The organism is Dendrosporobacter quercicolus (assembly GCF_900104455.1).
GTDB classification, from domain to species: Bacteria; Bacillota; Negativicutes; order DSM-1736; family Dendrosporobacteraceae; genus Dendrosporobacter; species Dendrosporobacter quercicolus.
Genome location: NZ_FNHB01000002.1, coordinates 219841 through 244242, shown reverse-complemented (window position 1 = coordinate 244242; position 24402 = coordinate 219841). Strand labels below are relative to the sequence as shown.

Annotated in this window: 17 protein-coding genes; 2 read left to right on the top strand and 15 right to left on the bottom strand. The window is 45.8% G+C overall.

Going from position 1 to position 24402, the window contains the following annotated elements:
* Positions 1–12 precede the first annotated feature (12 nt).
* Both BLR06_RS07190 and BLR06_RS07185 read left to right on the top strand, forming a co-directional pair.
* Positions 13–1596, top strand: coding sequence for a sigma 54-interacting transcriptional regulator (locus BLR06_RS07190; protein WP_092070543.1), 1584 nt, complete (start codon positions 13–15; stop codon positions 1594–1596).
* Between the two features lie 225 nt (positions 1597–1821).
* Positions 1822–2940, top strand: coding sequence for a [Fe-Fe] hydrogenase large subunit C-terminal domain-containing protein (locus tag BLR06_RS07185; protein ID WP_092070539.1), 1119 nt, complete (start codon positions 1822–1824; stop codon positions 2938–2940).
* 205 nt (positions 2941–3145) lie between these two features.
* Here BLR06_RS07185 and BLR06_RS07180 read toward each other — a convergent pair whose 3' ends face one another.
* The 15 genes from BLR06_RS07180 to BLR06_RS07105 form a co-directional block, all read right to left on the bottom strand.
* Positions 3146–3949 carry a TIM barrel protein gene (locus BLR06_RS07180; protein ID WP_245698056.1) on the bottom strand — a complete coding sequence of 268 codons (804 nt, stop codon included), beginning with the start codon at positions 3947–3949 and terminating at the stop codon, positions 3146–3148.
* A gap of 175 nt (positions 3950–4124) precedes the next feature.
* A complete protein-coding gene (locus tag BLR06_RS07175) occupies positions 4125–5570 on the bottom strand; it encodes a sugar porter family MFS transporter (RefSeq protein ID WP_092070533.1) in 1446 nt (481 codons plus the stop codon).
* A gap of 274 nt (positions 5571–5844) precedes the next feature.
* On the bottom strand, positions 5845–7452 hold the full coding sequence (locus tag BLR06_RS07170) for a response regulator (protein WP_092070530.1): 1608 nt from the start codon (positions 7450–7452) through the stop codon (positions 5845–5847).
* 24 nt (positions 7453–7476) lie between these two features.
* Positions 7477–8421: a substrate-binding domain-containing protein gene (locus BLR06_RS07165; protein WP_092070527.1), complete on the bottom strand. Its 945-nt coding sequence runs from the start codon at positions 8419–8421 to the stop codon at positions 7477–7479.
* Positions 8422–8430: 9 nt separating this feature from the next.
* A complete protein-coding gene (locus BLR06_RS07160) occupies positions 8431–10203 on the bottom strand; it encodes a sensor histidine kinase (RefSeq protein WP_092070524.1) in 1773 nt (590 codons plus the stop codon).
* A gap of 427 nt (positions 10204–10630) precedes the next feature.
* Positions 10631–11776, bottom strand: a complete 1146-nt coding sequence (locus tag BLR06_RS07155) for a sensor histidine kinase (RefSeq protein WP_092070521.1) — start codon at positions 11774–11776, stop codon at positions 10631–10633.
* Between the two features lie 63 nt (positions 11777–11839).
* The gene (locus BLR06_RS07150; protein ID WP_092070517.1) at positions 11840–12976 is read right to left on the bottom strand and encodes a CpaE/TadZ family protein; all 1137 of its coding nucleotides are present in this window, start codon (positions 12974–12976) and stop codon (positions 11840–11842) included.
* A gap of 405 nt (positions 12977–13381) precedes the next feature.
* On the bottom strand, positions 13382–14557 hold the full coding sequence (locus tag BLR06_RS07145) for a type III PLP-dependent enzyme (RefSeq protein ID WP_092070514.1): 1176 nt from the start codon (positions 14555–14557) through the stop codon (positions 13382–13384).
* A 202-nt stretch (positions 14558–14759) separates the two neighbouring features.
* The gene (locus tag BLR06_RS07140; RefSeq protein ID WP_092070511.1) at positions 14760–16217 is read right to left on the bottom strand and encodes a CCA tRNA nucleotidyltransferase; all 1458 of its coding nucleotides are present in this window, start codon (positions 16215–16217) and stop codon (positions 14760–14762) included.
* A gap of 623 nt (positions 16218–16840) precedes the next feature.
* Positions 16841–17908 carry a butyrate kinase gene (gene buk / locus BLR06_RS07130; RefSeq protein ID WP_092070508.1) on the bottom strand — a complete coding sequence of 356 codons (1068 nt, stop codon included), beginning with the start codon at positions 17906–17908 and terminating at the stop codon, positions 16841–16843.
* A 13-nt stretch (positions 17909–17921) separates the two neighbouring features.
* A complete protein-coding gene (locus BLR06_RS07125; RefSeq protein ID WP_092070505.1) occupies positions 17922–18812 on the bottom strand; it encodes a phosphate acyltransferase in 891 nt (296 codons plus the stop codon).
* Positions 18813–18843: 31 nt separating this feature from the next.
* Complete coding sequence (locus tag BLR06_RS07120) at positions 18844–19431, bottom strand: indolepyruvate oxidoreductase subunit beta (protein ID WP_092070502.1); 588 nt, start codon at positions 19429–19431, stop codon at positions 18844–18846.
* A 28-nt stretch (positions 19432–19459) separates the two neighbouring features.
* Entirely contained in the window at positions 19460–21262 is a 1803-nt protein-coding gene (gene iorA / locus BLR06_RS07115) for an indolepyruvate ferredoxin oxidoreductase subunit alpha (RefSeq protein WP_245698055.1), read from the bottom strand.
* 256 nt (positions 21263–21518) lie between these two features.
* A complete protein-coding gene (locus BLR06_RS07110) occupies positions 21519–22910 on the bottom strand; it encodes a DHA2 family efflux MFS transporter permease subunit (RefSeq protein WP_255319541.1) in 1392 nt (463 codons plus the stop codon).
* A 447-nt stretch (positions 22911–23357) separates the two neighbouring features.
* Positions 23358–24368, bottom strand: a complete 1011-nt coding sequence (locus BLR06_RS07105; protein ID WP_245698073.1) for a Bug family tripartite tricarboxylate transporter substrate binding protein — start codon at positions 24366–24368, stop codon at positions 23358–23360.
* Between the last annotated feature and the right edge of the window lie 34 nt (positions 24369–24402).

Sequence of the window (24402 nt, the reverse complement as noted above, 5' to 3'; positions counted from 1 at the left end):
AAGTGAAAAAAGATGGCCAATCTTTGTTTGAAAATCTGCAATCAGGATCGGGTGGGACTTGTTCTTGATATTTCGCGTATCCTCGCCAGACAAAATATCAATATTCTCTCCATGGAAGTCCTGCCCGATATCACCTACCTGGAAATTGAATCTCTGTCTTCCAATAAAGAAATTGCCCTCATTGCCCAATTGGGTAAAATCCCGCAGGTCGGCACTGTGGATAAAATATCCCGTATGCCTTATCAGGAACGGGAACAAGAATTAAAAGCCGTAATGGATACCATTGGCGATGCTATATTAGCCATTAATCATCAGGAGATCATCACTCATTTTAATACTGCCGCCGAAAACATGCTGAACTTTAAAAAAGAGGAGGTCATCGGCGCCAAAATTAATGATATTTTTTTGTCGGAAATACCGATAGCGGATATCCTGCACACCGGCCGGCCCTATAATAACCGCGAAATTATCGTTACTACCACCAATGGCAAACACCATTACCTTACCAGCGGGCGGCCGATAAAGGATGACGGCGGCGTCATTATCGGCGCAGTTGCAGTATTGATGGCAATGAAAGATGTAAAAGAATTGGTGTATTCGGTAACGAAACCCGACATTAACAGCTTTGAGCAAATTTTGCATGTCAGCCGGGTAATGGAAAATACGATCAATGTGGCAAGACGGGTTGCCCAGAATGATTCCACCGTGCTTATCCGCGGTGAAAGCGGCACCGGAAAAGAGCTTTTTGCCAGATCCATTCACATGGCAAGCCCGCGACGGGAAAAAGTTTTTGCACCGGTTAATTGCGCCGCGCTGCCGGATGCCCTGCTGGAAAGTGAGCTGTTCGGGTATGAAGAGGGCGCTTTTACCGGAGCAAAAAAGTATGGTAAGACCGGACTTTTTGAATATGCCAATGGCGGGACAATATTTTTAGATGAAATTGGCGAGCTTTCCATCAGTCTGCAGGCAAAATTATTGCGGGTACTGCAGGAAGGAAAAATCAAACGTATTGGCGGCAATCAGGAAATCAGTGTCGATGTCCGGATTATTGCCGCAACGCACAGCAACTTAGAAAAGATGGTTCGCCAAAATAATTTCCGCGAGGATTTATACTACCGGTTGAATGTCATTCCCCTGCACATTCCGCCCCTGCGTGAACGCAGGGAAGATTTACCCCTGCTCATTGAAAGTATGTTGTTTAAGAAAAACCATCGCCTGAAAAAGCAGGTTAAACATATTTTAAAGCCTGCGATGGAAAAATTGCTTCAGCACGACTGGTCTGGAAACGTGCGGGAATTAGAAAATGTAATGGAACGCGCCGTTAGTTTTTCCTCTCACGGCGAAATCACCCCGGATGACATTATCCTGGACCATATCACGCCTGAAAAGCCCGCTGTTCCTTCAGTGCCTTCAGCGCCTGACAAGCCCAGAAAATTGAAAGAAATACTGGATGAAATAGAGTACACTATTCTTCGCGAAACGATCAGTAAGTACGGAACATCCCGCCAGGTTGCTAAAATACTCGGCTTGTCTCACACCGGGGTATTAAACCGGATGAAAAAATATAACATTCCCGTCCGTCAGTCCACCCCCTGAACGATCTGTCATCCGGCTTACGCCGGTTTTCCCGCATGCGGCGCAGGCATTGCAACCAGGCTGTATTTTTGTGCTTATAACGGTTATGCTTATACTGCCAAGAAGTTTTTCTTGTCTTGACGTTTTCCCGCGGCTTGGCCTGTTACCTTATAAATCACAGTAGGTAATGGCTATTGTCGTAAAAGTATAATTGAAGCAATTTTCAACCTAAAGGAGCCGTTGATCATGCAGACATTTAAAGATTTGTACAAGAAAATTCAGAATGCGACCGCTGGTGGCGAACCACGCAGAGACCTGTTCGATGACTTCGATCAAAGTCAGTTGAATTGCCTTTTTCAGCCGGAGATTCACCCGGTCTTCTGGAGCCTGGAGGCCTGCCTGGTCAAAGCCTCTGAAGCCGGCAAGAATATCACCAAAGACGTGCGGGCCTGTATAGAGTCTCTGCACAGCAAAAAGAAACTGGCTTACGCCCTGATTGCGCCCGCCTTTATCGGTCAATTCAGCGAAGAAGTCACGCCAGGCATGCTGCGCAATGTGTTTAAACAAATGGGCTTCGACGGCATGGTCGAGATTGCCGTTTTTGCCGATATCCTTACCCTGAAAGAAGCGCTGGAGTTTGACAAAAATATCAATACGGAAAATGACTACCAGCTGACAAGCTGCTGCTGCCCGATGTGGATCGCGATGATCCGCAAAATATACAGCGAGCTGATGCCCCATGTCCCAGCTACCGTGTCGCCAATGATCGCGGCGGGCCGTACGGTAAAAATTCTTCAGCCTGATGCTCTGACCGTGTTTATAGGTCCTTGCGTCGCCAAGAAAGCGGAGGCGAAAGAACCGGATTTGCAGGGAGCCATTGACCATGTGCTGACCTTCCAGGAAACCCAGGAGCTATTTGCTCTCCTGAATGTAGACTTAACACTGTTTGCCGCCAATGAAAAAGAAAACTCCTCCCGGGCCGGACGGATTTACGCCCGGGTAGGCGGCGTCAGCGAGGCTGTAAAAAATACAGTCGAACGTCTTAATCCGGACCGGAAAATTGCGATTAAAACGCGTCAGGCCGATGGAGTGGTCAATTGCAAGGCTATGATCAATGAATTGGTGTCCGGAAGGATCAGCGCCAATTTTTTCGAAGGCATGGGCTGCATTGGGGGCTGCGTGGGCGGGCCAAAGTCCATTATTAACAAGGATGAGGCCCGGGATCAGGTCAACGCTTATGGCGAAAAGGCCCTTTATCCCACGCCGATTGACAACCCCTATGTCATTGAGCTGCTGCACCGGCTGGGCTTCGACACCCCGGAAAGCCTGATAGAGGATAATCAATTTTTCACCCGCAAATTTTGATGCCTGACTTTCGTACCAGTCCACCAGCAAACGGGGCTGTCGCAGCAATACGCCTGCCAGCAATCCAAAGACGGCAGCTCGGCAATAGCTAAAGCCTTATTCAAACCGAGAGGGATCGATCCCTTGTTTGCTTTTCTTAAGTCTTAAGTTCACCGAGGAGCGGGAGATCGTTATGCGGCAGCCCGGTTTCTCATTTCAGTTCTGTTTAAACTTCATTTGACATATTCCAATAGAGCTTAATCGCCTTTACCGCCTGTTGCGTATTGCTCTCGGGAAACAGTTCATAACCAATCCGCCCGGTATACTGCAGCGCCTTCAGCTTCCTGAATACATTCATATAATTAATTTCTCCCGTACCGGGTTCATGACGTCCGGGAGCATCGGCTACATGAATATGGCCGATCTGGTCATAATATTTATCCAGTGTATCGCAGATACTGCCTTCATTTAATTGCATGTGATAAATATCATATAAAATTTTGAGTTTTGGCGATTGAATCAAGCCTGTCATCTCTGCCGCCATTTGCGTATGCTGCAAAAAATTGCCGACATGATCCGTAGTGGTATTCAGCGCCTCCAAATGTATATTGATATTATGCTCCTCCGCCAATCTGGCGCAGGCCCGTAATGTATCATACATCGAGCAGAGTTTAACCGTCTCCGACAACTCAGGATAGTTGTGGAGAACCTCGCCGTTGGAACCAAGCGCATTGGAATGAATGGTAACACTTTCAGCGCCGACTTTTTTTGCCGCAGCAATCGACTGCTGCAAAAAAGCAACATACGGTTGCTTATGCCTGGGATCGATTAGCGAAAAATCAGCATCCCCGTTGAAGCCGCTGATTTTTATTTCAGCCTGCTCTGCCGAAGCTCGGATTAAATCAAGATCGCGGCTGCGCCAGTCCCAAAACTCCACCGCTTCAAAGCCATCCTGCTTTGCCGCCCGAAAACGCTCTTCCCACGGCAATTCCGTATATAGCGTATCAATGCACGCACAAGGCCTCATCATTCCACCTCCGCAATTTTAACAGCCGCCTTTTTATCGAAAGCTCCTGAACAAATCAAGAAATATTTCTAAACGAACTTTTCCAATACACCCAACGCCAATAATACCAATTTCCATTATTTCTCTTCTCGTTCGATTTGTCAATACCGGATGCAAACCAGCCGCTACTCAGTGCTTCTTATGAACTTTTGCCTAAGCCCGACCGCAGGACTTCCTTATTTTGAAAGTCGCGGAAAAACCTTTCAAGTTCTTCCAGTGAGTAGTCTTTGGTTTCCGGAACAAAGAATTTTACAAATAAAATGGAACCAATGCCAATGACCACAAAAATCAGAAATGTAAAGTGCAAACCCAAGGTACTCATTAAGACCGGAAAGGTAAGCCCCACGAAAAAATTAGTAATCCAGTGGAACAATATGCAGATCCCCATTCCCAGCCCCCGCAGCCGCAGGGGAATAATTTCAGCAAGAATCAACCATAAGGTCGGCCCTATACATCCTTGCATAAAAGCCAGGAAAAGCACTGTCAGCCCAAGAACAATATAAGGAAGCAATGGTGATCCAGCAAACCAATAGGATGCAATACTAATGAGCAACAGCGACATGCTGGTCCCGGCCAAGCCTGTCATCAGCATGGGGCGCCGTTTGACTTTGCCAATCAGTACGATGCCGACGCAAACGGCTACAACCGAAGTCAGCCCGTTCAATGTATTGCCAATCAGAGCTGCCTGCGTGCTGAAACCGGCTTCCTTTAAAATTTGCGTGCCATAATACATAATCGTATTGACGCCGGTCAACTGCGTTGTTGTCGCAATGCCAATTCCTACTAATATAATACGGCGAATCCAGGGTATGCGCAAATCTTTGAAGGTTACCCGGCCGGAATCTTTTTCCGCCGCAATATTGTCCATAATCTCGTTTAACTCTGCAACAGCAAGCTCTTCAGACGTACGCACCTTTTTCAATATGCCCAGTGCTGCGTCGACCTGTCCTTTTAACGCTAACCAGCGCGGGCTTTCCGGCATCCGCAGCATGCCAAAAAACAGCACAATAGCCGGTAAGGCGGCTACCAACAGCATATAACGCCAGACATGGCCGCTGTCCCCCAGCGTAACGCCAAGAACCGCATTACAGATAAAGGCCAAAAACTGGCCGCTGACAATCATGAGTTCATTTTGGGTAACAATACGCCCTCTTTGCTCCAATGGTGAAACTTCTGCCAGATAAGTCGGCACCGTGACCGACGCGCCCCCAACGGCCAAGCCAAGAGCAAAGCGAAAAACAATCATCGCTTCGGCATTGGGCGAAAAACCACAGCCCAGTGTGGCGGCAAAAAACAATATGGCCAGCTGAATAATATTTTTTCTGCGCCCCTGATGGTCAGACATCCGTCCGCCGATAACAGAGCCGAAGGCTGCGCCCAGCAGCAAGGAACTGGCGACAATTCCTTCTGTTAACGGCGTTAAATTCAGCTGATCCGGCGTCGACATATACGGTAAGGCTCCGTTAATAACACCGGTGTCATAGCCAAATAACAGACCGCCGAAAGTGGCAATAATCATAATTGTCCGTAGATATGCCTGTGAATGATTCGCATTTGCGGAAAATACCTGTTGCTTAGCTTCCAAAGATAATCCCCCCTTATCATTGAGTCTTCATCAGCCTGACCAAGGACCATTACGCTCTGCAGCAGGGTTCTCACGTTCGTCCATGGGGCGGAACCAGGCGTCTCTTTCTGTCATAGCTGATTTCTACTTCATTATATAAATGAATTTATTTACAAAAAACTTCGTATTTTTTGTAAAATGTGTATAATCTAAATATTCGCTTAATTATGAACTAAAAAAACGACACCTTTTCAAAAACAGGTGTCGTTTTTTTAGTTCCATCTTCCCCGGCAAGTTAATGAAAAGTTGCCGTATTATTCTCTTTGACCATAGACTGCCGGTAATTACGAGGCGTTTTACCGGTAAGCATTTTAAATAATTTGCAAAAATGACGGTAATCGTAAAAACCGGACTGCCGGGCAATATCCTTCAACCGGCGGCTCGTGGTAAATAATAATCTTTTTACTTTATTCATGCGGCACTGCAATAGATATTCTGAAAAAGTTATACCGGTATCCTTTTTGAACAAAGAACTAAAATAGGCCGGATTTAGCTGGACAAAAACCGCTGCATCTTGCAAAGACAAGGGTCGTGTATAATTTTTTTGAATGAATGCAATTGCCTGCCGGACAGCCGGATGGGTTCCTTCCCTGTAGTTTTCCGATAAAACCGCTGCCTTTTGCCAATAGGGTTGATGACATTGGGCAATATCCGTAATTTTCTCTATCGCCTGGTAAAACTGGTCTGGTTGTTCAATGCCGGCTTGTTCATTTACTGCCTTCAGCCATTTTCTTACCAGGCCGGGATACACCCGTCTGGCCCGTAATAAGTCCAGAACACCGGCGAAATCCTGCTCCAGTTCCTCAACCGGCCCCTTAATGATCTGTCTGTCCGCCTGCAGGAGAAACTCTTCTGCAGGCCTGGGCAGTTGATAAGTAAATGGCGAGAGGGCATCAAACAGGAAAATGGGCCCTTCGTCATAAAAACGATGCTGCAAGGCCTCTTGCGCCTGATGATAGGCCTGAGGGAGCAATGCAATTCCGCTTTGTATGGTACTGGAGCCCTCCAGCAGATCCAGGTTAAAATAACGCTCGCCAAACCGGCACAAGTTCTCTGCCGTCATATGCAGGGTCTGGTGTTTTCGTGCAGTACTGACTTCTGCGCTAAAATCCAGCAGCACCACATATTCCGCTTCTGACAGCTGAAAACAATAAGAAAACTGCTTTGCCGGATAACGGGCTCCCTCCAGGGCCGTTTGACACATTTGAAGAAATGACCGTTGAAAAACCACCCGCTCACCTTCGTTTAAAGCCTCTTTTCTTTTTTTCCAGTCACCAATTTTAAGGATTAAAAAAGCATAGGAGGCTAAAGGTGATGAAACGCCCGCCTCTTTAGCCATTGCTTTGATTTTTTCTTCCGGCGGATTCCCTTCGCTTAAAGAAACAACAAAATCACAGCCCAATTTTTCCAAACCAATTTCAGCCAACTGATGAATGCGTTTCTTTGTCATCCCGCAGTTGTGACGCCGAAAAATTTGATTACCGACTTTATTCAATACCTCGATCAAATAGTTCGCATCCAAATCATTTTTCATTAAGTATTCATCGGCGCCTAATTGCATGGCTTCTTTCACAAAAGCAAAGTCATCGTGACAGCTTAATACAATAATTCCAGCCGGATGCCCGCTTGCTTTTAATTCCCGAATCAATCCAACACCATCCATGACCGGCATGCAGACATCCGTAATGATCAGGTCAGGCGCTTGTGCGCTCGCCAACTGCAAGGCTTCATGGCCATCCTTTGCAGCGCCGAGCAAATAGAAGCCTTCGCGCTCCCAGTCAATCAATTGCTTTAAATAGGTTCGGACCAAAAAGTCATCATCTACCAGTAATACCTTTATCATTTTCTCCTCCCCGAAACCATAACATTACTGATTTGAAGGCGCTAAATACTGGGCTGCATTGTCTTTTGTAATCAAATTGTTTTCAATATAAGCCGTCCGATTCAGCGTTTGATTGTCTAAACCCTCCACAATCGAGCGAATCGTCAAATAGCCGATTTCATATCCGTTTTGCGAAACCAGTGCAGCAATTCGCCCCTGTATCATGGCCAAAATTGCGTCATTTTGCGTATCTACCCCAACAACATAAATCTTCGCCTTTTTCATTACCCGTTCAGACTCAATCGCACCTAAAGCCATGCGGGCGCTGGTCACAAAAATTCCGTCAATATCAGAAAAATTGGCCAGCATTTCCTCAGCCTGGATGGATGCCTGCCTTAAATCACTATCCGCCTGCCGGGAGTCTACAATTCTGATCTGCGTATGCTGCGCAAGATAGTCTTCAAGACCCGCCACCCGCTCAAGATGGGCATTTTGCCGCCGATTTCCCATAATAATTCCTATTTTTCCGTCTCCGCTCATCTGCTCGGCTAAATAAGCCCCGGCCATTTGTCCAATACGGTAATTATTGGAGCCAATATAAGGAATGCCTTCTACCCTTTCATCAATCATAAATACGGGAATGTTTTTACTCTTTGCATATTCCAGATAGTCTTCGCTCTGGGTTAAATCGCAGGAGGCAACAGCCAATACATCAATTTGATTGCCTAATATATCCCAAATCATTTGTTTTTGCTCGGCAACGGCAGATTCGTTTGAGGCATATAAAACAATCACATTGACGTGATACTCTTGCGCAGCCCGCAGCATTCCTGACCGCACAGCCAGCCAGTGCTCGCTGTCTAAGGATTTTAAAACCGCTCCAATGGTATATCTCGGCTGTTCAATTGAGTCCCTTTCTTCCTGAATACCGCATCCGCTTATGTTTAGCAAGGTTGTAATAATCAGTACGTATAGAAAAAACTTTTCCATAGTTCTCCCCTACAGTTCATATTTCCGCGGATCTTTAGACGCCGGAATATGGATAATGGCCCTGGTAAACGTCCGGCCATCACTTACATATTCCAGTTTTCCTTTGTCTCCATAATAAAGTCTTAATCGCTCCCGAATATTAAATATTCCAATATGGGTGTATTCACCTTTTTCAATTGAATTTTCTGAGTATACTGCGGCAATTTCTTCCCGGGTCATTCCCTTGCCGTCGTCTTCAACATACAAAACCAAACAGCCCTGTTCAAGCTCAGCGCCTATTGTGACATGGCAGATTGGCTTGTTCCCGCTTGGACCATGCACTATGCTGTTTTCGACCAGTGGCTGCAAAATAAGCCGGGGTGCGCAGTAGTCCAGTACCGCTTCATCTACCCGGTAAGCGACGGTGAAACTATCCATACGCCGGAATTGCTGCAAAGCAATGTATTTTTTCAATGTATCCAGTTCATCCCGCAGGGAGGCAAAACTTCCCTTGCGATTGCTGCTGACCTGCAGCAGGTCAATAAACTTTCCCAAGAGACTGCCAATATTCTTTTGTCCCTGCATAATGGCCACAAATCGGATAGAGTTTAATGTGTTATAAATAAAATGCGGCCTGATCTGGTATTGCAATGCGTTTAATTCAGCCTGTTTTTTTAGTGTCCGCTCAGTCACCAAATCTTCAACCAATTGCCGGATATGGGAGACCATATCATTAAACCCGGCGCTCAAACTGCCAATTTCGTCATGGCCGTAAACCGTTGCTTTTGCCGTCAAGTCGCCGTAACTTATCCGTTCCATTGCCTGCTTTAAATTTTCTATTGGCTTATTCACCCGCTTGGCCATGTAATACGCCGGGATTAAAGATAAAAACAGCACTGCAACAGCCAGGGAAACAATGCTGTATTGCAGTAGCAGCAGACGTCCAATAATATTATCCCGCTTTGCCAGCAATACCGTATAATAACCGGAAAACGGCGATTTATTATAAACACCTAAATATTCGGTGCCATCCTGTTGATAAACAGCCTTTCCGACAAAAGGTTCTGTCACTGAATCCATGAAAGCGGCAGGTAAAAAGCTATCCTTTTGCATCTGACGGTTACTGCTGGAGACAATTTCCCTGTCCTGATTGACCAGATAGACATTGATGTCATGTTCTCTCGCAATACTGTCCAAATGGTTATAATAGATCCTGCGTTCATCCATAAGAACTGCCAGCCAAGCCTTCTGTTCAGCATTTATTTCTATCGGCTTCAGATACATAAAAACCGGCTTAGGAACAACGCTGAATGTATCAGTAATATAAACAGGGGCCAATGTTTGTTTCAACCCGGTGGGTTGAAACAAGGCCGTCCAGTCCGGCGTTAAATTTGCAGAAATCCTTTGGATGGGCTTATATTCCGACGATTTAATAAGTACATCGCTGTTTGGTAAGAAAAGATAAATTAAATCAATCCGGTGATTCTCCGACTTATATTTTTGTAACGTCTCAGCCGCTGTCAAAAGAAAACGGTCTTGACCAAACCTTTGAAAATTATCCAAAGCCTGCTTAATCTCCGGATCTAGAGAAGCAATGACCGCCGAATGGTAAACAGTCTGAAAGTCTTGATCTAAATTTTTGGCGCCTATAAAGGAGTATTCAATCAAGGCTTTTGCATATTCCTGCTCGAGAAATTGCGCGGAGCTTTTGTAGAATATAACAGCTATCGCGATTATTGCAATAAGATTAATACCAATAATCGCTAAAAACAGTTTTACGCGCAAGGTAAAAAAAAATCTCAAAGCTTAACCCTCTCAATCATTCAACATAACCGTCTAAACTGTTATGAAGCCTGCAGGTCTATAGAATAGTAAAAATCATCAATTAAAGCAGTAATTGTCATAGATATAATCAATTCATAAGCAACTCATTATCAAAATACTACAATTTCTAAATTTTGTCAATTTATCCTCCTCTGAAATAAGGCGGCACTGTTGGCGGTCAATGCCGCCTATTGCCTCGGCTCAGAAGCTATAAGGAAAGTTTACAAGGATTTTCACGGATACGAGCAAGTCCGAAAAAATCCTTGTAAAGCTAAACATGCTTTAATTAGCCCGTCCCTTGTCCGGAATTTCATGCTTAAGGCGAGACAACCGCAGCACAAGAAAGCACTGGCGTACCATTACTGGGCGGAACCGCCAGGGATGGTACGCCATAGGGAGTACTGGATTAGGATAATACCGGCTTATTTATCGGTACTTTAATGCAAACCTTACTGCCTTTGCCGATTTCAGAAATGATATCCACCTGACCCTGCAGTAAATTAATCCGTTCACGCATGCCCAGCAAGCCGAAGCTTGCACTATCAACGTTCTCACTGGTATCAAAGCCTTTGCCATTATCCTCAATCACAGCCTGCACAAAATCGTCCCGGAACTCCAGCACCACCTTGACCAGCGTTGCATTGGCATGTTTCTCAACATTATTCAGCGCTTCCTGGATAATTCTAAACAAACCAACTTCCACATAGGAATCCAGACGTTGCTCATCGCCGAGAATCCTGATTTCGGCAATAGCGCCGCAGCGCCCTTTAAATGTGTCCAGAAATCTTTTAACGGTAGGAACAAGTCCTAAATCGTCCAGCGTCATTGGCCGTAAATCGAAAATAATTTTTCTGGTTTCTTTTAAACAATCGCGAACCTGGCCCCTGAGGTCCTTCAATTCCTGTTTGGCCCGGTTGATGTCAATATCAATCAGCCGCTCGCATACTTCAGCCCGGAATACAACATTGGCCATGAGCTGGGCCGGCCCGTCATGAATCTCCCTGGCTACACGCCGCCGTTCCTCTTCCTGGGCTTTGATGATTTTGGCGCCAAACAGCTGACTTTGCTGCAGTGACTCAATTTTGTTAACCACCCCGTTCATCTCATTGCCCAGATACCCCAAAACCACCCCAACCTGAGACACCAGACCTTCCGCTTTCTCGACGGTATCTTTCAGTTGCTTCAACCGCACTTCCAGCTCATCCCGCTGCCGGCGGTAGCTTTGTTCCTGCTCTCTGGCGACAGCCAGGCTTACCTGAAGATTTTTAGCTTCATCGTAGCAATGTTTAATGTCATCCTCACTATAGACATTAAAATTACGGCTTACCTCCATTAAGCGCAACCGCGCCCTGCGCTCTTTTTTCTCCAAATCATCGACGTGAAAAATAATGTCGATTGCCTCTTGCTTGATTCGCTCGACATCTTTGTTTACCCGTTCCATTTCAGCCCGTGCAGCCTCATATATTTCAAATATTTGTGTTTTGCTTTGCTCCACGGCCAACAAGGTGTTTTTTACAATTTTATCCAGTTGTTTAAAGTCCAAATTATTCATGTTTCCATCCCCAACCGTCGTATTGCCCCAAGCTGCTCCATCATTCCAAAGTCCGGCCCTACATTACAGGAAAAGCTTACCCGTGTCGTTCACAATATGTGCCGCTAATTTAAAAATGCCCTGCGCTATTGGAGTTTCAGGATTGCTAATCACAAAGGGAATACCTTTATTCACCGAAGACACCACCGTTCTGCCCTCGCTCGGCAGCATCGCCGTAAAAGCGCATTGCAGGCTTTCTTCCACTTCACCCGGCACCATGCCGCCTTCTGAATTTGCCCTGTTAAGAATGAGCTTGATCTTATCGTGCGGATAATGGAAATTATCCAGAATTTCTAAACATAACTTTAGATTTTTTATTGCCGGCAAGTCCATCGACGATACGATCAGGAGCTGTTCGGCATCCTTTAGGGCTGCCCGGGTGATATTGTTAAGGGCGGAAGCGGTATCTACAATGACATATGTAAACTGTTGCCGCATTAATTGCAAAATAGCGCTAAAATGATCCCCGGTAATAAGCTCTGCCTGCTCAAATCTAAAGGGCGCCGGCAAGACTGCGACAGAATGGTCACACTCGCAAAGATACTCGTCAAGCCTGATTAGACCAGGGTCGGCAATCTTCAAAACTAAGTCGGCGATCGTTTTACGCGGCAGCAAATCCAGAAATAAAGCTACATCACCAAATTGCAGGTTGCCATCAACGATAGCAACCTTTTGTCCGGTCGTTCGGGCAAGAGCAACCGCCAAATTAGTGGCCAGCATCGTTTTACCCATTCCGCCTTTACTGCTGAATACGGTAATCACCCGGCCTAACTGGGCTTCAGAGCTTTTATTGAAGCAAACACTTTCAACTGCAGCCAGCAATTCATCGCTGGTGAACGGTTTGGTCAAATAACCCGCAGCCCCGGCTAACAGAGCCTTATTGATATACTCATCCTCACCTTGGACACTCATCAGGACAATACCGACAGCCGGCAGCTTTTGTTTAATCAACCCCGCCGCTGTAATGCCGTCCATGCCAGGCATATTAACATCCATCAAAATAACATCCGGTTCGATTTGCTGCGCTAATGTAATCGCCTCTTCGGCTGTGGCGGCCTGGCCAGCCGCCACCATAGCGGGCTGAAACTCCATTAATTTATAGATATTATCCCTGGTAGCTGTGATATCGTCAGCGATCAGCACCCTTATTTTCTTCGCCATCGTAGCTCCTCCAGTAATTCTCCAAAATCATTTGCTTAACCTCTATCAGGGTAATGGACTTACGCTTAACTTGATCCGGGAAAAATTGCTTCATAATACTCTTCATTCTTTAATACTATCATAACATCTTATTTGACCGCCTGTACAAAAATAAAAAAATTAATCCCCAGGAAAACCCGATTTTATCCACACCCTTTTTTCCCTCAACGCAGGAGCAAGGCATTTTTAACCCCAAGTTATCAACAGCTTTTTGGCTATTGTTAATAATTTTGTGGATAACTTGCAGGCATCCTTATGCGGAACAAGCAGTAAACCATTTGTACCGGCGGGTCATTTTAGCCGCCTCCGGGGAATTTAAATCGAAAAAGAAGCTGGCTCAATAATATTGAGCCAGCTCTTGCCGCACTAGGCAATACTTTTATTGGTCGAATCTTTAACCGTCTTTTCAATGTCTTGTTTTACATCTTCCCATACTACCCGCGCGGTCTTGGCAAAGCCGTTAAATACGGTTGCTGAGGCCGAAGTATAAGAACCGCAGTTTGGCACTAAAATCAGATCATCCATATTCAACGGTACAGTAAGTTTATCTCTAAACATAACATCAAGGGAATCGCAACTTGGCCCGGCAAAAGTAGCGGCAATTGGATCGCCGGATTTAAAAGAAATCAATTCAAAATCCCAGTGATCAAAAATCACCCCGGAAAAGGTGCCGTATAAGCCATCATCCAGGAAATACCACTGTTGATTATTGCGCTGCTGCGTGCCGATTACTCTGGTGATCAGGTTTACGGCAGTCGCGCAGATAAAGCGGCCCGGTTCCGCCCAAATTTCCGTAGCGGGAAAATATTTACTGAGGCTCCGGCTGATGGTTTGGGTAATTTGGAGGATATCAAATTCAGTATCAATCGTCGGTACAGGAAAACCGCCGCCAATATCCAAAATCCGCAGGTTGAAGCCGGCCTGGGCTGCTTCATCAAATAACCGGCGGCAAATACGAATTGCATCCACATAGGCATCGGCAGTTACCGACTGGCTGCCGACATGAAAACATAAGCCGGCAACATCCAGCCCTTGTTCCCTGGCTATTGTCAATAAACGCAGCACGTCGTCCGGATGAGTTCCGAACTTTTTATTTAAATCAACCAAAGCCTTGGGATTGTCTACCCGTACCCTAAGCAGCACGGCCCCGCCAGGAACCGCTTTGGCCATTTTATATATTTCACTTTCACTATCAAAGGTAAATTTATATACACCGGTACGCTTAGCCACAGCCAGCCCGTTATGGGTTTTAAAAGGGTTGGCGTAAACCATCCTGTCCGGGGCTATTCCCAACTCTGTCAGTGACAGAATTTCACCATCAGACGCAACGTCAAAACAGGAGCCCAAGCCGGCCAGCGTACGAACAATTTGCTCGTCAGGATTGGCTTTTACCGCATAGTGCAGCTTAACCCCAGGCAAATTTTCCGCCAGAAATTTATAATTATACTCAATTTGCGCCAGTGACAGCACCAGTAACGGCGTACCATAAATTTCCGCCAGGGTTTCCACCGCAGGTTGTGTGAGTTTAAAGATCTTGTTCATATCCCTCTCCCTTCTTTCGTGTGCCTTTTTAGACATGATATGATTGTAGCATAATTGACTAAAACTGCAAGAAAAAAATCGTAAAAATTCATTAAATTTTTTCTTTGCCCCGGCATACTTAATGAATCACCGCATATCAGGCACTGATACGCGCAGCTTACCAATAGACAGTCATTGCGTACATAACACAAGGACATTTTTACTATTCTAGCCGACTGGCAATTTTCTGACGCCGGTTACAATAAATAGCCAATGCCGCCAGCAATGCCTCTTTAGTATTTTCTAGATGCCCGGCTTGAATACGTTCTAAAAATTTTTTTTGCAATTCGCCAACCTGTGGCCCTGCGCCCAGACTGCTGGCGATATCCCCGCCGGATATCGCCAGCTGCACCGGATAAAAAGGCAGCGCCGCCAAACAATCGGTCACCGCCTGCTCCATCTCAGTAAACCTGCGGTTTAATTTGTGGCGGGTTGCCAAACCGTCGGCCCGGTACAGCTCAAACAACTGCCTGATGGCCTGCGCTAATTGTTCCGGGCTGTAAAATTCCTTCGCGCGCTTGCGCAGCCATTTTACCACCGATTTCAAATTCTCCTGAGGTCCGTGCATATGATTTGCAACAAGCCAGACAACCCGCCCGGCCACTTCCCGGTCAACCTTTAACCGTTTGAGAATAACTCCGGCCATAGCCGCTCCGGCCTTATCATGTCCGTAATCCGTCGGCTGACCGGCTTCGTTGCAGCCCCTGATTCCGGGACAGCCTTTGCCAATATCATGCAGCAACGCCGCCCAGCGTAAAGTAAGGTTGGCAGGAATATGTTCCACTGCGCTGACCGTATGCCGCCAACCATCTAAATGATGATAGCGGGAGTTCTGCGGCAGCCGGTATAAATGGCAAAGTTCCGGTAGAATTGGCGTATAGCTGTCACGCTGCGCCTGTCGCTGCCGGCATTCCTGATTCAAGAGTCCCGAAGTAAGCATAAAGGTTAGCCCGCGCCCGGCATATTTTGCTAATAACGTTCTTTCAATTTCGTTGCGAACCCGCTCCACCGATAAGCCGCGGACCCTTTGCAAATGAGCGGCAACTGCCGGATAAATGCTCCTGTCCAGGGCGAAACCCAGTTGCGCTGCAAACCGCGCCGCGCGAAACATTCGCAAAGCGTCCTCAGCAAACCTGACGCAGGGGTCGCCAACCGCTCTAATAATAGAATGCCTAAGATCCTGAAGCCCGCCAAATAAATCAATTATATCGCCATTACCATCAATACATAAGGTATTGATGGTAAAATCACGTCTGGACAAATCGTCTTCCAGTCTGACGCCCCACTCTACTTTACTTGGCCGATGGCTGTCCAGGCCATATTCCTCACGGCGAAAAGTAGTGACATCATAAGGTTGGCCATTAACAATTACCATAATGCTGCCAAAAGCAGCCCCCACCGCCTCAGTATTCCACCCGTGCCGGGCCGCGACCGCCATAATTTCTTCCGGTTTGGCGCTTGTGCATATATCAACATCGGTAGGCGTTATTCCCAGCAGCAAATCGCGTACTGCCCCGCCCACAATATAGGCCTGAAAGCCGCTGGCGGAAAATGCCCGGAGTATCATGCGCGCTTGTTTAATGTCCCTCACCCCTTTGTCTATGAGCCATCCCAAGTTCATAGTAATATTTCCCAGGCATAATTGCAAATGATATTGAGATAATAAGTAGTGTAAAGGGTTCGTAATGGTTGAGCCAAGATTGGTGTCGGATCTTTGTCGGTTCGGCATAAATCGGCCAAAGATTAGTATCGGATCAGTAGGTTCGGTATTGGTCGGCGGGAAGATGGTTATAGGTCTTGTATGGCTGTACGGCAGCCGCTCAGGTTGTTGTCGTATGGTCAAAAAGGATTTATAGCTGTCGAGCTAAGACTGTCAGGGGTGCTGGAGACCTTGCCCGGTCAGCCGGGTAAGATGGGTCTGTTGCAGTCGGGAGATTGCAGCAGGTTCGGCAGGTATTTCTGGCAGTCGAGCAAAGGTCAGTGCCGGTTGTGTAATGCTTGTGAGCAGTCGAAAGATTGCTTATAGGTATGTAATGATCGGTATTGGCTGGAGCGAAGATCATTACGGGCTCTTTGTATAAACTTAGTATTTACCACTGCCAGCCGTCCTTAATCAGACGGTTTTTTATACGGTCAGTTACGCGCTCCGGAGCTTGACGGAGCAACGCCTTAACCCCCGGAAAGATATAAATCCCGGCAATCAGCCGGGATTTTTCATTCCCTGCCGGCCTGGATTAAAAAAGATCATAGAGTAAAACAGTGAGCCTTCTCCTCTCCGTTCAGGACTCGCAGTGTTCCCGCCGCCATTGCTTGCATCTCAAACTCGCCTGGCATTAATTCTACCGGCGCAATAAAGCTTATCCGCTTAGAAATCAGGTCGGTCAGCATCTTTGAATTGGCAGCGCCGCCCGTAAGAATTATTCTGTCTATATCCCCGGCAACCACAGCTGCCATTGCGCCAACGTCTTTAGCAGTAGTGTAAGCTAGAGCCTCATAATACAATTTTGCGTTGTCGTCGCCGTTTTTAATGATTGTTTCTATCTTGCATAGATTGCTCGTACCCAGATAGGCCTTCAATCCACCATTGCCCCGGATTTTGTTCAGCATTTCCGCCTCCGTGTATTGGCCTGAAAAGCACAGCTGAATCAAGGGTACAGCGGCCACATTACCTGACCGCTCAAGCGAAATACAGCCATCATCATCACTATTGGCGTCAATGGTAATACCATTCTTTATTAACCGAACCGAGGTACCGCTACCAAGATGCACAACTATGAACGTACACTCAGAAAAATGCTTGCCCAGCCGCTCTTGGGCACACTTTCTCGCCATAGCGCGCGTATTCAATGCGTGTCCGCGGCAGACTCGCCGCAATTCAGGCATACCGCTGATCCGGGCAACTGGCTGTAATTCATCAACGCTGACCGGATCGTATATATACGCAGGTATGTTGAGCGCCTCAGCCATATCATAAGCAATTACACAGCCAATATTGGCCACATGGGCGGCTTTTTTCACCGAGTATATATAGTCAACCATGGTTTTATTAATTTCAAATGCCCCTGCTGGGCACAAGGGTATCATTCCGCCGCGGGCGCATATTGCAGTGAGTGTTGTCATACAGAACATGTTTTCTTTTAACGCATGCACTATTAATTCTCGCCGATAATTCACTTGTTCCATTACCCAGTTGAAATTGTTGATTTCATTTGTATGTTGTATTGTTTCTGCTAAGACTTGTTTTTCATCCTGAAATACAGCTATTTTCGTCGAGGTAGAACCTGGATTTAATATTAAGATTCGCGCAGGCAAATAATCCCTCCGATCATATACTTGCTGCTACGGCAATAGAGTTATATTTTTCCTCTGCAGTGGAACTACGTGATGTTACTACAATAGGCACCCTGGCCCCCAGCACCAGTCCTGCCATTTTGCTTCCCGCACTATAGACCAGACACTTACCAAGAATATTGCCTGTCAACATATTAGGGGCCAGCAAAATGTCAAAATCACCCGGGCAAGAACAGGCAAACCCTTTAATGCGGGCAGATTCGGAGCTCATTGCAAGGTCGTAAGATATCGGTCCTTCCACATAACATCCCGGCAATTCATTTAGAAGCGACTTACGCTTTAATTCAGAAGCATCATTCGTTTCAGGCATTTTAGGATTTAAGTCTTCTACCGAACACAATGCCGCCGCTTTACAATGCTCGTACCCCAGCAAATGCATAAACTGGATTGTATTTAACAGTATTTGCTTTTTCTGATCAAGATCCGGATTCAAACACATACCGCAGTCTGTTAAAAAAACCAACTTATGGTAATTGGGAATTTCCATTATGGCGAGATGCGACATTTGTCCGGACTTTCGCAATCCACTCTCCTCTGCGAGAATCCCTTTCAGTAAATCGCCTGTCTTTATGTTCCCTTTCATTATAATATCGCCCTTTCCAGCCTGGACAAGACCCGCTGCCGTTACCGACGGATGTTCATCTTCAGGTACCTGGACCATGTCGAAGTCGGCTGGATTCTGGCCAAGCAAGCGCAATATATCAGCAATCTTAGCGGTATTTCCGACTAGTACGGCCTTTATCATGTCAGCGGCGTGAATTATCGCTTCAAGTGCATGCACATCATCGGCTTGTACGACAATAACGGTCTTCGGAGGTCTGTTTTTTACCCTCTTTATCAGTTCGGAATAATTTTTTATAACCATATCATTCCCCCCTTTCTAAATTACGGAACACTCACTGTACAGTGCCAAAAAGCGTCATACCTTTCCTCAAAGCGGCAAGACTGCTATCTAAAAATTGAGGTCTCACGTTTTCGCTTATCATTCTGGCCCAGTCAATACTGTCAAGTCCCACCGCCTTTATTGAAGCGCCTAACATTATAATGTTCATTGCCTTTGGCACACCCATCTGTAAAGCAATATCTGCAGCATTTATAATGACCGCATCCGTTTTTTGCCGTATTTCTTCTTTTAGACCTTCAGGATAATCCGATTGGCCACTAAGAATAGGCGCAGATAATAGTCTGTAGTCATTTAGAATTACCTTTCCCTGCGGTTTTAAGAATCGCAGCCAACGATAAGTTTCCATTTCTTCGAAAGAAACTAATATGTCAGCTTCCCCTTCTGATATAATTGGTGAATAAACCTTCCGGCCGTATCGGACCTGTGCAGAAACACTGCCGCCCCGCTGACTCATCCCGTGAATTTCAGACATCTTTACATCAAAACCATTGCTTAACAAGCCCTGAGTCAAAATCTTGCTCGCAAGAATAGTTCCTTGTCCGCCCACTCCGGCTAAAAAGATACTCTTAACATCTGCCATAAGGGACCTGCTTTCATTTTTATTTATTTTAGCTTACAATTGCTTCTATCGGGCATATTTGAGCGCAAATCCCGCACCCAGCACACATTGTTGCATTAATGAACGCTTGCTTTTTCTGCTTGTCAAAACGCAAGGCCGGACACCCAATCCTCACACATTTTTTACACCCAGTACAAACCGCCTGATCAACAATACATTTAGTGAAGCACCCGTCAAATTCTTCCTTGTCCTTTGCCGACAATTTTTTTAGGGCGCATGGCCATCTTGCAATAATGACGGAAGGCGCTTCAAAAGCCAGCGCCCACTCCAGCGCGGCCTGCATTTGCTTCAGATTGAGAGGATTTATTGCTCGCACCTGCTCAATTCCCAGGGCTCTTACAATTTGTTCAATATTAGCTTCTTTGGCAGGCTTTCCCTGCGCCGTAAAGCCTGTTCCCGGATGATCCTGATGTCCTGTCATCCCAGTAATGCGGTTATCCAGAATAATAGTAATCGTCTGGCTGGCGTTATAGACGACGTTTAACAAGCCAGTCATTCCAGAGTGAAAAAAGGTTGAATCGCCGATAACGCACACTGATCTTTTTTCAATGTTGTATTCTTTAAAGGCCTTCGCAACCCCATGCCCGCTACTAATGCTGGCCCCCATACATAAACAGGTATCCATAGCATTAAGAGGAGGCAAGGCACCCAGCCCATAACAGCCAATATCCCCTGAAATAAAAATATCGTTACGTTTTCCTAATACATAAAATACTCCTCTATGCGGACAGCCTGCACACAGCATGGGCGGACGATGAACAAGCTTAGACGAGTCGGTAGGGATAAGTTCACGCTTGATGCCCTTAAACGCTTTTCTTAAAATATGGGGAGACAGTTCACCGATATTTGGAACTTTGTCTTTTCCTATACAATGAATACCTGCAGCTTTAATCTGTTCCTCCAGATACGGCTCCAGTTCCTCAATTAGATACAAATTGTCCACTGCTGAGGCGAATTCTGTTATCATTTCCATTGGCAGAGGATTTGTAAAGCCAAGGCATAAATAGGATGCCTCTTTTTTAAACACTTCTTTAGCATATTCACAAGCAATGCCGCTTGCAATAATGCCAATTTTTTTATCATTCCACTCAATTTTATTGAATGGTGAGTCATTGGATTCTTTGTGCAGATCAATCAGCTTCTTCTCCAGCTCTTTCCGTAATAGCTGAGAGACGGCGGGGATAGTAGTATATTGCCAAATATTTTTCTTATATTCCGCCAAATTTGCCTTTACAGGTTCGTTCCTTTCAACAATGCTTTTACTATGGCATACTCTGGTTGTCATTCGAATCAAAACAGGAACACGATATCGTTCGCTAAGCTGAATTCCCGCTACTACCATATCTTTTGCCTGCTGACTGTCCGCCGGCTCCAGCATAGGCACTTTAGCTATTTTGGCATAATACCGGTTGTCCTGCTCTGTTTGGGACGAGTGTATACCTGGTTCATCTGCCGTTACAATTACAATGCCACCGGTGCCGCCCGTATAGGCAAAAGAAAATAGCGGATCTGCAGCCACATTTAGGCCAACCTGTTTCATTGAAGCAAATGCCCTGCCGCCAGCATAAGAAAAACCAATTGCAGACTCCAGTGCAACCTTTTCGTTTGGAGCCCATTCAGCTACAATATCATCTTTGTATAAAGCAATATTCTCCAAAATCTCTGTACTGGGAGTTCCCGGATAGGCTGCGGCAAAACGGATACCTGCTTCATAGGCGCCTCGGGCGATTGCCTCGTTTCCAGTCATTAACTGCTTCATCGCCATTTCCTTCCTTATCAAAATTTGTAACATTTACCATATTTCTCCAAAATAAACGAAATTCCTTTAATCATATCAGAGTTCTGTAATAATTTCGCAAAACACAGGCGTGGCAAACCGCAACGAGACTTATTGCTGTTGGAATTGATGCGAGGGAAATTTAAGTTGCGGATGCGGGCCAGTCAAAATAAGCCCTGTATCTACCTCCAGCGTAGACACAGGGCTGTCTCTCTTTCATTATCAACGCCGCCGCCATAATCGCAGCAGCCAAATTCGGCCAGTACCGCCATTATACCTTTTGACTTGGCATGAACAAAGTTACAAAAAAGGCAGCGATAACTATAACCGCAATAAAAATGTAAGCATCATTTATACCCAGTACAGTAGCTTGCCCAATCATTTGAGACTGGGATAAACGATCGCCGGATTGAAACAATTCGTCGACATGACTTTGCGTTCTTATTGTCATGATGGTAACAGGAAGTGCAGTTCCGATCGAGCCGGCTACTTGCCGAACCGTATTGCTAACTGCTGTACCGTCGGCATTGAGATGCTGGGGAAGCGCATTTAATCCCCCGGTATTCACAGGCATCATAATGAGGGACATGCCAATACGCAAAAGGATCGTCCTTATCATCAGATAATTATATCCGGTCGTTTCACTCAGGTCAGTCACTCCTGCTATCGCCACGAAGGTAAAAAGCAAACCTGCGACAGCCAACGGTTTTGCGCCAAATGTATCGAATAAGCGGCCGGATACCGGCGACATTAAGGCACTTAATAATGCGCCCGGCAGCAGCAATAATCCTGTGTCAAGAACCGTATATCCCCTGCTTTCCTGTAAATAAATAGGCAGTAAAATAATATCCGCATACATAACAATCGTGCTCAAAATAAGAATAATTGTCGTCATAGTGAACATTCGGCTCTTGAATACTTGTAAATTCATCAAAGGATTCGTCGAGGTAAGCTGACGCCGGCAAAAGAGGATAAGACAAACCGTACCGACCATTAAACAGCTCAGCACTACCGTACTTCCCCATCCTTTGTCGCCTGCGCTGCTAAATCCATAAAGAAGTCCGCCGAACCCCATTGTGGATAGAAGGATACTGAGGATATCTATTTTGGGCTTAGAGGGCTTCGATACATTTACCAGATAGCGAAGTGATAAGACAATGACCACGACGACAAGCGGCAACATGCCAATAAACAACCATCGCCACGAGAAATGTTCGATAATGAATCCGGCCAAAGTTGGCGCAATTGCCGGCGCGAAAATGATTACAAGTCCAATCATTCCCATCGCGGTGCCCCGGCCGTCCTCAGGGAATACCGCAAGTACGACCACCATTAATAGCGGCATGATGATACCGGCGCCTGCAGCCTGAATCAGCCGTCCTGTCAATAAAAAAGCAAAACTCGGTGCAACGGCGTTAATCAAAGTTCCCACGAATAACAACAGCATTGAGCTGACAAACAGTTGCCGGGTAGTAAATCGTTTCATGAAAAAGGCTGTCGCCGGAACTATAATACCATTCACCAGCATAAAGCCGGTTGATAACCATTGAATGGTTGTTGTCGAAACATTAAATTGTTTCATCAATTCGGGTAAAGCGACATTTAGTATTGTCTGATTCAAAAGCGATAGGAACGCCCCTAAAATTAAAATGCATAGAAGCATCCCTTTTTTTATTGGTTGATTTGGTAGATTCGCTTGATTCATGATCACTTCGCCCAGTCCCTTTCACAGTTCAATGTAATAATGTCACTACAACAGATGTTCATTTTATATCTTTTCCCAAACCGATCGGTATGACTCAATGGTGTTAAATTCCTGAGCAGGCCGCAATGTCCTTTCGGTAAATCGTGCGCGCTGCAACCTGATTAGCTAATTCAGTCCCAAGTCCGCTCTGTCCAATTAACCTTGTTCGACGGAGGAAAAAAGCGCTCCTGCCAAGAGCAAAAAACCGTCAAGACCCGCGCAAAGGCGAATAATTGACGGATTTCAGCAATTGCTATTTTATAAAATCAGCCGACAGGAAACTCTATTAGATTCGGTATACAGCATCAATCCCCCGCTGGTTGCAAGTGTGGTATCAATGAGACAAAAGACATACGCAATTTGCCCTTACTTTTTCTGCTCCGCTATTTTTTCAGCAATACCCGATCCTTTAACTACTTTCGTAAGTTTTCTTGTTTCGTTAAGCCATTTTTGAACAAAATCCTCATGTCCCAAATAGTTGACTTCCATGCCTAACTTTCTCATATTTTCTATGTACTCAGGATCATTCACGGTTTTTTCAAGTCCAGCTAACAGCTTAGCTTTTATTTCCGGCGGCAGACCTTTGTGAGCGCCGACTCCCCAAAAAAAACTAAATATTACATCTGCCCCTTGTTCCCGAAAGGTAGGAACGTTGCTGTAAAGAGGATCATTGATTCGCTTTGTTGCGGCAACGCCAATGACTTTTACTGTCCCGCTTTTTACATGTTCCTGCATTCTTGGGGCGACAGCAAACATTAACTGGATATGTCCTCCTAATAGAGCAGCCAATGATTCCGAGGTACCTTTGAAAGGTACTTGATCCAAGGTAATTCCGGTATTTTGCGCGACCATTTCTCCGATAAGATGAGTTCCGTTGCCTAACCCGCTATGTCCGAATTTGACCGCATGGGGATGCTGCTTAGCATAATCCACTAGCTCGCTTAGACTGTTCCACGGGGAATCGGAGCGAACAACCGCAATAACCGGCAGATCTATAATTTGTACTAATGGGTCCAAGGCCGAAGGATAGTGATATCCGGCTGCCTCGTACAATGGCTGCAATAATGCACTATTATCCACCATCCCCAGGGTATAGCCGTCGTCCTTCGATTCCACTAATTCATTCCAGCCTAAAATACCTCCGGCGCCAAGCACATTCTTTATAATGACATTCTGCCCCAGATGTTTGTAAGCCGACTCCCCCAACGCTCTCGCAATCATATCGCTAGCGCCGCCAGGCGCAAACGGAACGATTAATGTAAGCGGCTTATCCGGATACTTCTCAGCGGCAGTTGCCAGCGCTTCTCTCGTTCCGCAACCACTAATCAGGCCTATCAAACATAACAGCATTAAGGACAAGCCAATCGTTTTTCTCATTTTCACAGCCTATCTCTCCTTAATTCGTTTTAAT

What these genes read in the sequence shown, in the direction of transcription:
- BLR06_RS07190 (WP_092070543.1), top strand. Translation starts at nt 13, where the DNA reads ATGGCCAATCTTTGTTTGAAAATCTGCAATCAGGATCGGGTGGGACTT.
- BLR06_RS07185 (WP_092070539.1), top strand. Translation starts at nt 1,822, where the DNA reads ATGCAGACATTTAAAGATTTGTACAAGAAAATTCAGAATGCGACCGCT.
- BLR06_RS07180 (WP_245698056.1), bottom strand. Translation starts at nt 3,949, where the DNA reads ATGATGAGGCCTTGTGCGTGCATTGATACGCTATATACGGAATTGCCG.
- BLR06_RS07170 (WP_092070530.1), bottom strand. Translation starts at nt 7,452, where the DNA reads ATGATAAAGGTATTACTGGTAGATGATGACTTTTTGGTCCGAACCTAT.
- BLR06_RS07165 (WP_092070527.1), bottom strand. Translation starts at nt 8,421, where the DNA reads ATGGAAAAGTTTTTTCTATACGTACTGATTATTACAACCTTGCTAAAC.
- BLR06_RS07155 (WP_092070521.1), bottom strand. Translation starts at nt 11,776, where the DNA reads ATGAATAATTTGGACTTTAAACAACTGGATAAAATTGTAAAAAACACC.
- BLR06_RS07150 (WP_092070517.1), bottom strand. Translation starts at nt 12,976, where the DNA reads ATGGCGAAGAAAATAAGGGTGCTGATCGCTGACGATATCACAGCTACC.
- BLR06_RS07145 (WP_092070514.1), bottom strand. Translation starts at nt 14,557, where the DNA reads ATGAACAAGATCTTTAAACTCACACAACCTGCGGTGGAAACCCTGGCG.
- BLR06_RS07140 (WP_092070511.1), bottom strand. Translation starts at nt 16,217, where the DNA reads ATGAACTTGGGATGGCTCATAGACAAAGGGGTGAGGGACATTAAACAA.
- BLR06_RS07125 (WP_092070505.1), bottom strand. Translation starts at nt 18,812, where the DNA reads ATGGTTATAAAAAATTATTCCGAACTGATAAAGAGGGTAAAAAACAGA.
- BLR06_RS07120 (WP_092070502.1), bottom strand. Translation starts at nt 19,431, where the DNA reads ATGGCAGATGTTAAGAGTATCTTTTTAGCCGGAGTGGGCGGACAAGGA.
- iorA (WP_245698055.1), bottom strand. Translation starts at nt 21,262, where the DNA reads ATGTTACAAATTTTGATAAGGAAGGAAATGGCGATGAAGCAGTTAATG.
- BLR06_RS07110 (WP_255319541.1), bottom strand. Translation starts at nt 22,910, where the DNA reads ATGCTTCTATGCATTTTAATTTTAGGGGCGTTCCTATCGCTTTTGAAT.
- BLR06_RS07105 (WP_245698073.1), bottom strand. Translation starts at nt 24,368, where the DNA reads ATGAGAAAAACGATTGGCTTGTCCTTAATGCTGTTATGTTTGATAGGC.